At 35.0% G+C, this 14,823-nt stretch carries 11 protein-coding genes; 9 read left to right on the top strand and 2 right to left on the bottom strand.

Annotated features, from left to right (window positions below; all coding sequences use genetic code 11):
• Nucleotides 1-50 precede the first annotated feature (50 nt).
• Together BU038_RS04790 and BU038_RS04785 are read left to right on the top strand one after the other, a co-directional pair.
• On the top strand, nucleotides 51-1,508 hold the full coding sequence (locus tag BU038_RS04790) for an O-antigen polysaccharide polymerase Wzy family protein (RefSeq protein WP_107605065.1): 1,458 nt from the start codon (nucleotides 51-53) through the stop codon (nucleotides 1,506-1,508).
• Nucleotides 1,509-1,510: 2 nt separating this feature from the next.
• A complete protein-coding gene (locus BU038_RS04785) occupies nucleotides 1,511-3,040 on the top strand; it encodes an oligosaccharide flippase family protein (RefSeq protein WP_107605064.1) in 1,530 nt (509 codons plus the stop codon).
• 80 nt (nucleotides 3,041-3,120) lie between these two features.
• Here the strand turns inward: BU038_RS04785 and BU038_RS04780 are convergent, their stop codons facing one another.
• Nucleotides 3,121-3,849, bottom strand: a complete 729-nt coding sequence (locus tag BU038_RS04780) for a hypothetical protein (protein WP_107605063.1) — start codon at nucleotides 3,847-3,849, stop codon at nucleotides 3,121-3,123.
• Between the two features lie 229 nt (nucleotides 3,850-4,078).
• On the opposite strand from BU038_RS04780, the gene BU038_RS04775 reads away from it, so the two are divergent.
• Nucleotides 4,079-5,602 (top strand): DUF6056 family protein, encoded by a 1,524-nt coding sequence (locus tag BU038_RS04775; protein WP_107605062.1) that lies wholly within the window; start codon nucleotides 4,079-4,081, stop codon nucleotides 5,600-5,602.
• A gap of 80 nt (nucleotides 5,603-5,682) precedes the next feature.
• On the opposite strand, the gene BU038_RS04770 is transcribed toward BU038_RS04775, so the two are convergent.
• The gene (locus BU038_RS04770; protein ID WP_107605061.1) at nucleotides 5,683-6,255 is read right to left on the bottom strand and encodes a TetR/AcrR family transcriptional regulator; all 573 of its coding nucleotides are present in this window, start codon (nucleotides 6,253-6,255) and stop codon (nucleotides 5,683-5,685) included.
• 234 nt (nucleotides 6,256-6,489) lie between these two features.
• Between BU038_RS04770 and BU038_RS04765 the strand changes: the two genes are divergently transcribed.
• The 6 genes from BU038_RS04765 (at nucleotide 6,490) to BU038_RS04740 (ending at nucleotide 14,692) form a co-directional block, all read left to right on the top strand.
• Entirely contained in the window at nucleotides 6,490-7,989 is a 1,500-nt protein-coding gene (locus BU038_RS04765) for a glycosyltransferase (RefSeq protein ID WP_241963148.1), read from the top strand.
• Nucleotides 7,990-8,154: 165 nt separating this feature from the next.
• Nucleotides 8,155-10,329, top strand: a complete 2,175-nt coding sequence (locus tag BU038_RS04760; protein WP_107605059.1) for a bifunctional glycosyltransferase/CDP-glycerol:glycerophosphate glycerophosphotransferase — start codon at nucleotides 8,155-8,157, stop codon at nucleotides 10,327-10,329.
• Nucleotides 10,330-10,416: 87 nt separating this feature from the next.
• The gene (locus BU038_RS04755; RefSeq protein ID WP_107605058.1) at nucleotides 10,417-10,989 is read left to right on the top strand and encodes a DUF488 family protein; all 573 of its coding nucleotides are present in this window, start codon (nucleotides 10,417-10,419) and stop codon (nucleotides 10,987-10,989) included.
• Between the two features lie 36 nt (nucleotides 10,990-11,025).
• The gene (locus BU038_RS04750) at nucleotides 11,026-11,280 is read left to right on the top strand and encodes a hypothetical protein (protein WP_107605057.1); all 255 of its coding nucleotides are present in this window, start codon (nucleotides 11,026-11,028) and stop codon (nucleotides 11,278-11,280) included.
• 140 nt (nucleotides 11,281-11,420) lie between these two features.
• Nucleotides 11,421-11,813 (top strand): (deoxy)nucleoside triphosphate pyrophosphohydrolase, encoded by a 393-nt coding sequence (locus tag BU038_RS04745; RefSeq protein WP_107605056.1) that lies wholly within the window; start codon nucleotides 11,421-11,423, stop codon nucleotides 11,811-11,813.
• A gap of 5 nt (nucleotides 11,814-11,818) precedes the next feature.
• Nucleotides 11,819-14,692 carry a DUF3427 domain-containing protein gene (locus BU038_RS04740; protein WP_199219686.1) on the top strand — a complete coding sequence of 958 codons (2,874 nt, stop codon included), beginning with the start codon at nucleotides 11,819-11,821 and terminating at the stop codon, nucleotides 14,690-14,692.
• Nucleotides 14,693-14,823 lie beyond the last annotated feature (131 nt).

The following is a 14,823-nucleotide window of genomic DNA, read 5'->3' as shown; positions in this document are numbered from 1 at the left end:
AAAACGCAAGAAACGACAAATAAGTAACGAATGAGTAAGTAGGTGGAAGTTTGACCAAGTTATTAAGATGGAGTGTGCTGATGCTTGCGGTAATATTGCTTACAATCGGCATTATCTTTTCGAATATTACGTTGTTATTTAGTGCACTCTTATTATTTTTTCTGAACAATCTCATATATGGACTAGAAGCGTTCAACCAGCGGGTCATCTTCTTTATGTTCAATGTGACGTTCTTTGTCTTTTTAATGGGCAGAATGGTTGTCAGCAAACTGTTCCATTATCATGAAAAGGACTTTAAATTGCTGGGAACGTATTTTACAGATCAAGCCACAATATTTAATATCTTAATCTTGTTGAGTTTAAGTTTATTTTGTCTCTTTTTAGGTTTCGCGATGTTAGACCGTACGGTTCAACAAGGTTTTAAACAGTTTCAACCTGTTGAGTCAACGTATAAACAAAATATCCGAATCATCAGTTTAGGTGTCTTTACGATTGCGATTGTGTTTAAGTTGATGTATTTGGCAGAAGCGGTTCAAGCGTCACAATCACAAGGATATTATGCCTATTTCGCTAGTTTCAAATCGAGTTTACCAGGCGTGTTTGTGTTGGTCAGTCGAATGTTCCCAGTAGCTTTCTTTGTATACCTGGCGACATTGCCTGCACAAAAGAAAGCGTGGCTGCCGATACTGGCCTATTTATTTGTAGATGGTCTCTCTGTATTAACAGGATCTCGTTCTGACTTTATGTTAGATGTGCTCATCTTGTTTATTTACTTCTGTTACCGCAATATTTTAGCGAAACAGACTGGGACACAGGCATGGTTTGGCAAAAAGACCATCATTGCGGGAATTATTTCAGCACCGATTTTATTAGCACTGATGAATTTTGTCGGTAATAACCGAGGCGGGGAGAAGACTGACGGTGGTTTCTTTGATGCATTGTTATCATTTTTCTTCTCACAAGGTATCAGTGTCAATGTCATTGGTTATACTATCGAGAAAGCGAAAGAGATTCCAGATAAAATCTATTCAATCGGACCTTTAACAGAGTATGCGGTATACAATATCTGGGGCAATTTAACTGGAGGTCAAGGCGGATGGTCTGGCCAATCGGTTGAACGTGCTTTAGAAGGTTATCAATATTCACATACTATGTCCTATGTCATTATGAAAGATTTGTATCTTAAAGGTGTAGGTTATGGTTCAAGTTTCGTCGCAGAAACGTATCATGATTTCGGTTATGTCGGCATGATGTTCGGCAGTATTGTCATCGGTTTATTAATCGCTTTATTTACGAGAATGTTGACCGCAAAACATATTCTAGTCATTGCGGCAGCGTTGATTATGGCACGTATGATGTTATTTATTCCACGTGCGAGTACGATTGCGTTTATTATTGATACATTTTCACCAGCGAATATTTTTACAGTGCTTGTGATTTTCGGTTTAGAACGTGTCTTACGTTCTTACTTTGCACGCAAGCGCAACCAACATAAACAGGAGTTATGAGTATGAATCAAAGAAGAGCTGGCGCCATCTTATCCTACATATCCATATTCGGTAATATTTTAGTGGCGGTTTTATATACACCGTTCTTCATCAGAACGCTCGGCACTTCTGAATATGGGTTGTATAATTTGGTTTTATCCTTTTTAGTTTATTTGAACATTATGGATTTAGCGTTCGGTAATACCATCGCCAAATACTTATCACAAAACAGAGTCAAAGGTTCAAAAGCACAAGAGGCACGTATCTTAGGTAATATCTTAAATATTTACTTTTTGTGTTCGTTACTAGTTGGTTTGATGGGCTTAGTTTTGTATTTGAATGCTGAGGCAGTGTTTGGCAATGCATTAGCACCTCAACAACTATCAGAACTGAAACTGATGTTGATTTTTATCATTATTAATATCATGATTTCATTTTACCCGGGCATTTTTAACGGAATCTTACAAGCGTATGAATACTTTGTGATTGCGAAGAGTATGTTGCTGATTCGAGTGATTATGCCTTCGATTATTGCGACACCCTTCTTGTTGATGGGATTTGGCGCAGTCACAATTATTTTGATTACATTGATCGTCAATTTTGCCTGTTTGTTCCTAGGTATGATTTTATGTCGACGTCATGTATCGATACGCTTTGATTGGAAAGGTGCATTATCTTTTAGTCACTTAAAACAACAGAAACAATTGAACGTGTATTTAGGTTTAGTCTTGTTTTCTATTGCAATCGAACAATTGACGTTAAATTCTGGTCAAATGATTTTAGGTGCGATTAACGGAACGGTTGCGGTTGCGATATATGTCATTGCGGTACAGTTTGTAAAGATTTTCCAACAGTTTGCGACTTCTATTAATAATGTGACCTTCCCAGGATTTTCGATGTTAGTGGTAGAAGGTGCGAGTAATGAGCGTCTGCTTCAACAAATGGTACGTATCAGTCGTATTCAATTAATTGTATTATCATTTATCTTATCTGGTTTTGTGATTTTTGGTGAGAACTTTATTGTGATTTGGGCAGGGCAAGATTTCAGACCTGCATATCTTATGACAGTGATTTTAATGTTTACGATTACTTTCCAACTTTCACAATTGCCGGCAGTCAGTATTATTCAAGCGCATAACCGACAAACGTTTCGTTTTATCGCTTTAGCGATTACCTTAGTGTTAGCCATGATCAGTGCGGTCATTTTAGCACCGAAATATAGCGGTTATGGTGTTTCGCTTTCTATCGCAGCGTTTAGTTTTATCGGCTATACACTGATTATGAATGTATACTATCATCGTAAAATCGGTTTAAATATGTATCGTTTCTGGCTTGAGATGAGTAAAATATGGTTGCCGATGATTATCTCTACAGTCATTTACTATTATATTTATCAGTGGATAACACAAGTCTTAGGTAAAGGGTTAGTAGTATTAGGCTTGAATATCATCGTTTACGTTATCTTATATTCTGTTGTGTTATGGACAGTTATTATGAATCAGAGCGAACGACAAATGGGTATGCAGGTGATACAGCGCTTTAAACGTGCTTAAATATAACTTTGAAAACAATAAAAAGAATAAATATAACTAAAGACGCTGATCAGTCACGATAATCTGAACAGCGTCTTTGTTTACTTATGATGAAGCAAAGTGAGGCATACGTCTATTAAATGCAGATGATACACACTGTAAATCAGACCGGAAATAAAGACAGCCAATGTTACAGCGAAGAGTGCAGTTTGAATCCATGCACGTTTCATAATGATGATTGATTTGTTTTTAGTATTCCAAACAAAGTTGAAGCGGTTGAAATAAATCACGAGCAGTACAATCAACGTATAAAAGATAGAGGATACTAGTACCATTTGAATTAAACCAGGCAGTATCATACGGTCTGATAAATGTATAACACTTTGAATTTTAGAGATAAAAGCTTTTGCTTTCATTTCTCCGAATAAATCAAACCACCAATCTGTAAATTTGATTAAAAAGCTGCCGGTGAACACGAGTAATAATAATACACAAGCATTCAAAGTAGTAAGCCAAGCACGACGACCTGGCACAGCAGTAAATGTTAAACGATGCATCAAAATAGCGTGAACGATTAATAAAGCGATTCCTATAATAGATGCGAGCACACCATATTCAACTGCGAAAAATGTGTGATACATATTCGTTTTTAAAGCGTTTGGTTTTCCTAGAAATAGTAATAATAAGCCAATGATGAGACCATTGATAAATAACGTATAAAAAACAAACGTACTGAGCCAAACAAGAATACGGCGATTACGTCGGATGAATATTAAATCTAATATGGTAAACAATAGTCCGATTGTTAAGTACAAGATGATTTGAATCATGATGATAAGTGTTCTCCTTCTTAAAGGTGATAAATCACGGTGTATTGATAATTAATAATTTTACTATTGAAGATAGAAATTGTCAGTAAAAAATTGAAGTGAGTGTGAATTTTATTAAATGATGCATGTTTAACAGGGATTAAAAGACATGATTTCTAATTATAGATTAAGATGACAATCATATAATTAAAGTGTATTATATGTTTAACACAACAAGGAGAACAACATCATGAAGATTATTAAGGAACACCCATATTGTTTTGTATATGGATTATTAGTGATTTTTTATTTTGTTTTTGCGGCGATTGTTCCGCTTGCGCAAGATGATTGGAGTTGGTATGTATATGGATACAACCAATGGTTCAATGAGCATTTTGAAAAACTGAATGGTCGATATTTCGGTAATATTTTAGAAATTTTAGTCGTGAGAAGTCTATTATTGCGCATGGTAGTATATGCGCTGGTTTCTTTCTCAATACTATGGATGATATTGAAGTTTGTAGATAAAACTAAAAGTACAGCTTATATCTTAATTACTTTTCTAATGTTACTGTTGATGCCTGCTTCAATCTTCAAACAAACTTATGCATGGTATGCAGGGTTTAATAACTACGTCACAAGTGCTTTATGCGCACTAGTCGTATTAGGATTTATTTTGAAGACCTTGCATAATCAAGAAGAAAAAACAAAGTGGTCATACCGTATTGAAGTGATATGCTTTTTTATCGCATGTGCTGCTGGCCAGTTGTTTATGGAGAATGTGACGCTTTATAATATTGCGATTACTGGTTTAGGACTACTTGTATACTTGGTAATCTATCGCAAGATCAATTTGAAATTATTGATAGGGTTTTGTTTAACATGGGTTGGCGCAATTATCATGTTTACCAATCCTAACTACTTAAATATTTTAGCGGGTAATAGCTCTTATCAACAAGTAGGTTCTAATACCTCGATGTATGATAAAGTCATTCAAACGTTATTAAAAATCATTCCGTACTATGGTTACTTCCAATGCGCCATATTTTTAAGTGTTTTAGCTGTTATTTTAATCATCGTTTTATATCGCAGTCCGAAATTTTTAAGTTTAGCGTTAGTGTATAAAGTGGTGATAACGGCAGCTTTGGCGTTCTTTACAGTTTATAAATACTTTATCTATGAACCTTTCGATTTAGATGCGATGAAACACATTCCATGGATTGCAGGACTCAATTTCTTAGCGTGTTTGATCTATTTCTGTGCAGTCGCAGTAGGACTCTATTTTATTGGTTTATCTAAGAAGTCTTTATTTACGACCTACTTTAGTTTGGCTTCGATTGTGATAGCGACGACACCTTTATTAGTTGTCGCACCAGTTGGACCAAGAAACTTCTATTTCATGTATGTATTATGGTTGATTATTTTATTAGTCGTCCTTAAACAGTTGCCTTTGCCTGAAAGACGTACCAGTCTTATCGCAGGCAGTATCGCCTTAGTCGCAGTAATTGTGTTTATGAGTACATTTTCATTTATGACTTATGCGAATACACAACGTATCGTCAAATTAAAAGAAGAAGCGGCACATGCGTCTAAAGATGATGTTATTATTGTCGAAATGTTGCCGTTTGATGTGTATACGCAACACTCATCACCATGGTCAATCAGAACACAAAGAGTATTTAAACAATACTTTGGCATACCTCAAGAAGCGCAATTAAAATTTGTACCTTACGGTCAAAAGTATTTACAACAAAAAGAACAGAAGAAAAAGTAAATAAAATCATAAAAAATCAGAACAACTTCTAATCATGAAGCTGTTCTGATTTTTTAGTTTAAACAAAGTATTTTTTACGGCTATTCTGACTTAACTTTAATGTTGAGTAATTGATTGAACATCTTATCCAATGAATCAGGATTATCAATCGCATTTGAATAGTCGGAACACAGTTTGTGTTCATCATAAGTCCAATCACCGATAGCGGTAATCGTAGATTCGAAGACACGCGCAACCACTTTAATCGGAGGATTGCCAGGGACCTCTATAATATCAGCATTGTCTATGATATCTTGACGCAACTTTTGAATGAAAATAGCAGTCACAGTCTCCATAAATTGTTGGTCATGGCGTTGTTTGATATCAATTTTTTCAATCGGTTTATCGAAGAAAGAACTTAAAGATTTAAATGGTGCTTCAATACGCTCTCGAATATCTTTTTCGAAATAATCTTTAGTCAGATTCGTAATTAAATAAGATAATAAGTCATATTTATCGTAAAAGTGTTTATAGAATGTCGTACGGTGAACTAATGCTTTATCACATATCATATTGACTGTAATTGTAGAAAATAATTTTTCGCTTAACAAGTTGAATAAGGACTCTGATAAAGCGCGTTTTGTTTTAATAACACGTAAATCATTGGGATTCATGTTTGGCAACTCTCCTTTTGTTAAATATAAATGATAACAACTCGATTTCAATATAGGCTATCAGTATAAATAAGCTACTGTGTAGATTAAACTATACTGTATGTTTGATGGAGAGGCAAATATTTTAACTTGAAAAAGGATAAATTTAAATATTTCGTTTTACTTATTAGTTAAAGTGTAAATATAGAGATGATATAATTTTTTCTAACAAATTTTATGAAATGGGGTTTGGGGTTGATTTATACTGTTACATCAACTTTACCTCCGAATCACGGAGGAAGAACGAAAGCATTGTTGAAGCGAATCCAATTTATTCACGACACATTAGGTATTAAACAAACCATTTTAACGACCAACTACAATATTGAGTATCCAGAGGTATTAGCTGAATTTAGGGAAAAGGGTATCTTAAACAAAGATACGCAAGTCATTAATCTCTATGATTGGCTGTCTGGCTACAATTTATTTAATATTCCTAAAACTACTTTTAAGAAAGAAAAGAAATATAAAACACAATCTGTGGCACTCTCAAACTACACAACACGTACGAATAAAAAAGGGGATATCGTACGTTATTACGATAAAAATGATGAAACTTACATACTATATCGTAAGTTTTATGAGGATTCAGAAGTGGTTCATTTTGAAGATGTAATGACACCTGGTGTGAAACATAAAGTTATCCGCTATGAATATAATACCTATGGCTATCTGCATAAGAAGACTTACTATGCAGCACGCAAAAATATGAAAATAAGTGAAATGATGTATGATTTAGACGGGAATGTGTATTGTCAGAAGTGGTTTGATGAGAATAAACATGGTAAACCAGAAGCGACTTCTATTTTGATATATCGCGAAGGTCGTGTAATCAGAAGTTTTACAAACGATAAAGCATTGTTTGCGTATTTTTATAACGAGATGTTTAAAGATGGAGATATTGTGTTTAATGATGCGCGTTTATTAGATGAACCGTTAATTGACAATCAACACGCGATTAAACCTGTACTCGTCTTTCATAGTTCACATTTAACCGGTGACAATATTAAAGGTTCTTATCGTTACGCAATAGATCACCACGAAAATGTAGCAAAATACATCGTGCTGACAACACAACAAAAACAAGATATCCTAGCACAATCGGATGTTCCTGAACACAAAATACAAGTCATTCCGCATTTTATTGAACCGAGTACACGACCTGAACAAGAACGAAAAAATCAATTTGTGTATTTAGGCAGATTTTCAAAAGAGAAACGCATTGATCATATTGTAAAGGCATTTAAGCTATTTAAAGCTAAAAGTTACGATACGAAATTGAAATTATATGGCGGTGTCTCTGGACCAGAACAAGAAGAAATTAAAAATTTAATATCCAAAGAGAAGTTGGCAGAAGTGGTGGAAATCGAACCATTTACTAATCATCCAAAAGAGGTGTTTCGTGAATCGCGTGCTTCAATTTTAACGAGTACATATGAAGGATTCGGATTATCTATGATGGAAAGTATTAATGAAGGCTGTCCGGTATTAGCGTATGACATTCGTTATGGCCCAAATGAAATCATTGAAGAGGGTGAGAATGGGTATTTAATACCTACAGGTGATATAGAGGCTTTAGCGCAGGCGATGGAGCGTATTATCAATCACCCGCTTCAACATGTACAAACGCGCCAACCTTTGACACCACAAGCAGCACAACATCATTTCGAACAGCTATTTAAAACGTTAATATAAATAGAATGACGTACCTTTTATTAATTTTTTAAATTAGTCAGATGATGATAAAAAAGTAAATTTCGTATATACTTGTTACGGTTTCTTATTTGGTTTGCTGAGAAAATAGCAGTAAAATAAGAAAATGTGGAAAACAGAGATATAAAAAGTAAGGAGTTCACAATCATGAATGAATTAACAGTAATTATCACATACTACAACTCAGAAGATTATATTCAAGCTTGTATCGAGAGCTTGAAACAACAACGCAACCAAGATTTTAATGTGATTATAGTCAACGATGGATCAACAGATGGTTCTCAAGCACTTTTAGAAGACACCTTGAAAGACTATGATAAAAAGGTTGAAGTGATTAACTTTGAACAAAACCAAGGGCATGCACATGCGCGTAACGTCGCAATGTCGCATGTAGAAACACCATACTTTATGTTTTTAGATGCGGATGATGAATTGGCTTCTTATGCGATTCAATTCTATTTAAAAACAGTGAATGGTTTAGATGCGTTAATCGCACCGATTAATAAATTTACACTCAATCAACCGCAATACATCGATCAGAATAAAATCAGATTGGAATATATGAACGCTGAGACAAACCCTAATTCATTCTTAAGAAAAAATACGGCTTGTAACATTTTATTTAAAACAGCAATCGTACAAGCACATCAGCTTCAATTTGATGAAGGCTTGAAGACGTATGTCGACAATTCTTTCGTAGTGGATTATCTGACATATGCAGAACGCTTTGTGCGTATTTTAGGTTTCCCATTCTATTTCAGAGGAGAGGTCTATGACCCTTTTGAAACAGAACAACTGACACAACAAGCGTTCGACCAATTATTTGAAGATTACGCAGATGCTTATCTGCATACGATTCAAAAAGTAAAAAATAAAAAAGTCCGTCAATTTATGACACATAAAATGGCGAGTATGATTCGTAGAGGATTCGACCCGGCGAATAAACAAAATGCTTATCATTATGCACAACATCAAGACACACTTATTCAATTAGCTCAAAAATTGAAGTGGCATCTCTTAGAAGAAACAGATGGCGGTTCATTATTTAAAGTAGAAATGTTGGCGTTAATGTTTAACCAACCTAATGCCGCAATTGCGATCAACAAATACAGAGGCATGTTACGTCATGTGAAGAATATTGTGATGCGTAATAAAAATAAAAACCGTTCTATGTATCAGTTAACAGATGCACCTGAAAATGTTTCTAACAAAACAATTGTCTTTGAAACATTTGGCGGTAAAAACTATAGTGATAGTCCAAAATACATTTATGAATATATGCAGAAGTATTATCCGTATTATAACTATATATGGGTATTGAAGAACCCTGCTAAAACTTATGTCCCAGGTAATGCGACTAAAGTGAAAAAAGGTTCTAAAGCTTATTACGAAGCTTATTCAAAAGCACATTATTGGGTTACGAATGCACGTACACCGCTTTATATCAACAAGAAAGAGAATCAAACGTATATTCAAACATGGCATGGTACGCCGTTGAAACGTTTGGCCAATGATATGAAGGTGGTTCGTATGCCAGGCACAACAACGCCCGCATATAAACGTAATTTCAGAGAAGAAACAGAACGTTGGGATTACTTAGTATCCCCCAACCGTTACTCTACTGAAATTTTTGAATCAGCCTTTTGGATGGATAGAGACCGTGTCTTAGAAATTGGTTACCCAAGAAATGATGTCCTCGTCAATCGTCAACATGATACGGAGTATCTTAAAGATATTCGTGAGAAGCTTAATATTCCTAAAGATAAAAAAGTTATTACTTATGCACCGACATGGCGTGATGATGAGTTTATTAAAAAAGGACAATACTTATTCAACCTTAAAATCGACTTAGATAATTTATATAAACAATTAGGTGATGACTATGTCATCTTATTACGTATGCATTATCTGATTGCGAACGCCTTAGACTTATCTGGATATGAGAACTTTGCGATTGATGTATCTGATTATGACGATGTTTCAGAAATCTTCTTGATTTCAGATGCGTTGATTACCGATTATTCATCTGTGATGTTCGATTATGGTATTTTAAAACGTCCACAGTTCTTCTTTGCGTATGATATTGAGAAATACGGTAAAGGTTTACGCGGCTTCTATATGGATTACCATAATGATTTACCAGGACCAATTTTCACAGATGCGCATAAACTCGCTGAAAGTTTAAAAGATTTACCGAAAGTACAAGCAGAATATCAAGATAAGATTGATGCATTCTACAATCGTTTCTGCAGTATCGAAAATGGAAAAGCGTCACAATATATCGGTGAATTGATTCACCAAGGTATTGAAGAAAAAGAATAACACGTCGACACGCAAAAGTAGTCTTTAAAGAGACTGTTTTTGCGTGTTTTTCTTTTAACAGGCTATAGTAAGAGAGAGGTGAACAATATGGGACAAACCAAAGAAAAGGTGATTTATACCATCGGTCATTCTGATCATGATAAGGAAACATTTCTTGAAATGTTGAAACAATATGATGTTGAAGTCTTAATGGACATCAGAGCCTTTACGAAGAGCCGTAAGCATCCGCAATTTAAAGATGACAATATGAAGACATGGTTAAAAGAAGCGGGGATTGAGTATCAAACGGACCAATTTCTAGGTGGACGCAGACAACCCAGTGAAACAGTGGGACGCAGCTTGAATAGTGGTTGGCAAAATGAATCTTTCCATAACTATGCCGACTATACATTAACAGACGATTTCAAAGAAGGTATTAAAAGATTAACAGAAACAGCACAAAACCAAACGACAGCTTATATGTGTTCAGAACATCATCCAGCACGTTGTCATCGTCTGATTGTCAGTAATTATTTAGCTGCGCATGGTTGGGACGTGTATCATATTATGCAAAATAATAAAGGTGATATTATTGCGCAGCCACATAAGTTAGGACAATGGGGTGCGATGCCGATTATTGAAGATGATGGAGAGGTAGTATATCCGAAAAAAACAGATTGACATTTTTATATATAAAAATGAATGGAGTGTTTCTGTATGAATCAGAACAACATATTGAATCAACAACATGTCAGAAGAAACGGAACACGTTATTTTGTAGAAATTCCGCCAGAAGTATTAAATGATTTAAAACTTGAAGAAGGTTCAACTTTAAATTTTGTGAAAATGCATGATACGTATTCAATTGTTAAAGATGACAGCGAATTAAAAAGAGATTCTATGATTATTTCATTAGCAGACAGAACATTAGAACGACATGGAGATATTATTCACGGTTTGATTGAAAGATAACCAAATGATGAACAGACAGGCCGCGCCTGTCTATTTTTTATGAAAAAAATAAAAAATTGCTGCAATTGTGTGGCAATCTTTTATAAAAAATGAGATCCTGCTTATAAGTAATGAAATATTGAAGTGAGCGGAGGATACATATGAAAAAGTTAATCAGAGTCGTAGGTGCAGTGATTGAACACCAAGGTAACATTTTATGTGCACAACGCAGTGAACAAATGAGTCTACCGTTATTATGGGAATTTCCGGGCGGTAAAATTGAACAAGGTGAAACAGATATTGAAGCGTTAAAACGTGAAATCCAAGAAGAAATGAAATGTGATTTAGCAGTTGGCGAGAAAGTTACGACTACCACACATGAATATGATTTTGCGATTATTGAACTGACAACGTATCGTTGTACCCTACAACAAACGATGCCGACATTAACTGAACATAGCCAAATTAAATGGTTGGCTCCTAAAGCGTTACACCAATTAGAGTGGGCACCGGCAGACATTCCGGCAGTAGACTTGCTTGTTGAACAAGGGTAATGCTTATGGAACATTTAATTGAGGATTTAACCCAGTCGCTCCATAAAGGCTTTATCGATCGTTCTATTGTGCATCAAGGACACCATGTGCCGAAGTTATTGCTGAATAATCAAAAAGAAAATGTGCTTGCAACGCTTATCGATGAACTAGAAAAGTGTCAGTCATTTATGATATCAGTCGCTTTTATTACACCGAGCGGCCTCCAAAGTCTGAAGTCGCATTTATATGATATGTCACAACGTGGTGTTAAAGGTAAAATATTAACTTCCAATTATTTAGGTTTCAATTCACCAAAAGTGTATGAAGAGTTGATGAAGTTAGACAATGTGGAAGTACGTGTGACAGATGTTTCAGGCTTTCATGCGAAAGGTTATATTTTTGATCATGATGCTTATTCTACGTTAGTCGTTGGGAGTTCAAACTTAACTTCCAATGCTTTGAAAGTTAATTATGAACATAATATTTTATTATCTTCTCATCGAAATGGTGATTTAGTTTATAAAGTAAAAGACCAATTCAATGGATTATGGGAAGACAGTACACCTTTAACAGAAGCTTGGATTGAGGCGTATCGTGAGGTGTATCAACCGCAAATGACACAACGGTTGTTTGAAGAAAGTCAGAAACAAACGTTGTTAGAAAATAAAATTCATGAAGCGATTAAAATTGAACCGAACTTAATGCAGGTAGAAGCCTTGAAAGGTTTAGCGAAGATGCGTGCTCGAGGAGAAGAAAAGGCACTGATTATTTCTGCGACGGGGACAGGTAAAACGATTATGTCCGCGTTAGATGTCCGTGCGTTTAAACCTAAGCGTTTCTTATTTGTCGTGCATAGTGAAACTATCTTAAATGATGCATTGGCAGCTTATCGTAAAGTATTGGCAGATGAGAATGAAGCGGACTTTGCGAAATTGACAGGAACTGAAAAGAATTTGGATGCGAAGTATTTATTCGCGACTGTACAAACAATGTCGAAGCCTGACATTTATCAACAGTTTGACCCAGCAGCTTTTGATTACATTGTCTTTGATGAAGCGCATCGTTCAGCGGCACAAAGTTATCAAAATATCTTCCATTACTTTCAACCGAAATTCATGTTAGGAATGACCGCAACACCTGAACGAAGTGATGATTTAAGTGTCTTTGCGCAATTTAATCATAATGTCGCTTATGAAATTCGCCTTCAAAAAGCGTTAGAAAGCGATATTTTATGTCCTTTCCATTATTTCGGTGTCTCAGATTATATTCAAGAAGGACAAGTTGTGGATGATAATACTCAAGACTTAAAACTCTTAGCATCTGATGACCGTGTGAAATATATTTTAGAGAAGACGCATTATTACGGTTATTCTGGTGATGAATTAAAGGGATTGATTTTTGTCAGTCGTAAAAAAGAGGCACAAGCTTTAGCGCAAAAATTAAATGACAAAGGCATTCCGACAAAACCTTTAACAGGTGCAGATTCACAAAAGCAGCGTAATGAAGTGATACAACAATTAAAAGACGGCAGCTTGAATTATATAATTACGGTAGATTTGTTTAACGAGGGGATTGATATTCCTGAAATCAATCAAGTGGTAATGTTAAGGAGTACGCAATCAAGTATTATCTTTGTACAACAACTCGGACGCGGATTACGTAAGAGTGCGAACAAAGATTATGTGACAGTCATTGATTTCATTGGGAATTATAAGAATAACTATATGATTCCAATCGCATTGTCAGGTGACCACTCTCATAATAAAGACAGTTATCGAAAATTTATTTCGGACTATGCGCCATTAAAAGGTGTTTCAACGATTAATTTTGAAGAAGTAGCCCAAAAGAGAATCTTTGATTCGATTCAATCTGCGACTTTAAATAAGAAAGCTATGATTTTACAAGCATTCAATGAAGTCAAAGCACGCATTGGTCGTACACCGACTTTAATGGATTTCATTCATCAACATTCGATTGATCCGGAAGTAATTCTTTCAAAGTATGGAAATTATGAACAATTTCTAGTTGAGAAAACAAATATTATTACAAGAATCTCTGAAAATGCTTCTAAGAACTTGACGTTCATCTCTCAAGAATTAGCGAAAGGTTTGAAGAATACCGATTATTTAGCATTAGAGTTATTGATGAGCCAAGACGAAAGCTTTAAAAGTTTAGTTGAAAAACTTCAACAAAAAGATAGTGAAATCAAAACCGCGGATGTACATACCAGTCTGAAAATATTAGACGAAACTTTCTTCAGTAAGAATATAGATAAAAGATATGGTACCCCGATGATTGAATGGGATAAAGAACACAATCTTATTGGACTTACAGAGCAGTTTAAAACGAATTTAAGCAATGAAGTCTTCCGTCATCACATTAACGATTTAATCGAATTAGCTCAATATAAACATAAGCATGTTTATCGTAATCAAAACGACTTCTTGCTGTATGAACGTTATTCCAGAAAAGACTTTGTGAAAGTCATGAATTGGGATAAAGATGAATCCGCAGTGATTAATGGCTATAAACAAAAGCATAACACATTGCCAATTTTCATAACGTATCACAAAAGTGAAGATATCAGTGACAATACAGCGTATGAAGATCAATTTATTAATCAAAATGAATTGAAATGGTTCACACGTTCACCAAGAAAGTTAAGTTCTGATGAAGTTCAAAAAGTCATGCGACATCAAGAATTAGATACTCCGATGTATCTCTTTGTGAAGAAAGAAGATGGTGAAGGAACGGACTTCTATTATTTAGGTCAAGCACGTTTTATGCCTGGTACTGAAGCACAAACAAAAATGCCAGATGGCAAAGATGTGGTTACGATGCATCTCGCTTTAGATACACCTGTACGCGATGATATTTATCGTTATTTAGTTGAAAAGTAAATGGATTGGGGCTGGGACATAAATCCAGTCTCAAATAAAAGCCGAGGAGAATCTTTAATGATTTTCCTCGGCTTTTTATATAAAATACTCATATTATTTCAAAAAAATAAAGCCCTCACGTATAATTAGAG

The organism is Staphylococcus simulans (assembly GCF_003043455.1).
Classification (GTDB): domain Bacteria; phylum Bacillota; class Bacilli; order Staphylococcales; family Staphylococcaceae; genus Staphylococcus; species Staphylococcus simulans_A.
The sequence above is the reverse complement of the archived record's forward strand: the minus strand, read 5'-3'. Positions and strand labels throughout refer to the sequence as shown.

What these genes read in the sequence shown, in the direction of transcription:
- BU038_RS04745 (WP_107605056.1), top strand. Translation starts at nt 11,421, where the DNA reads ATGAAAAAGTTAATCAGAGTCGTAGGTGCAGTGATTGAACACCAAGGT.
- BU038_RS04785 (WP_107605064.1), top strand. Translation starts at nt 1,511, where the DNA reads ATGAATCAAAGAAGAGCTGGCGCCATCTTATCCTACATATCCATATTC.
- BU038_RS04780 (WP_107605063.1), bottom strand. Translation starts at nt 3,849, where the DNA reads ATGATTCAAATCATCTTGTACTTAACAATCGGACTATTGTTTACCATA.
- BU038_RS04760 (WP_107605059.1), top strand. Translation starts at nt 8,155, where the DNA reads ATGAATGAATTAACAGTAATTATCACATACTACAACTCAGAAGATTAT.
- BU038_RS04740 (WP_199219686.1), top strand. Translation starts at nt 11,819, where the DNA reads ATGGAACATTTAATTGAGGATTTAACCCAGTCGCTCCATAAAGGCTTT.
- BU038_RS04755 (WP_107605058.1), top strand. Translation starts at nt 10,417, where the DNA reads ATGGGACAAACCAAAGAAAAGGTGATTTATACCATCGGTCATTCTGAT.
- BU038_RS04775 (WP_107605062.1), top strand. Translation starts at nt 4,079, where the DNA reads ATGAAGATTATTAAGGAACACCCATATTGTTTTGTATATGGATTATTA.
- BU038_RS04750 (WP_107605057.1), top strand. Translation starts at nt 11,026, where the DNA reads ATGAATCAGAACAACATATTGAATCAACAACATGTCAGAAGAAACGGA.
- BU038_RS04770 (WP_107605061.1), bottom strand. Translation starts at nt 6,255, where the DNA reads ATGAATCCCAATGATTTACGTGTTATTAAAACAAAACGCGCTTTATCA.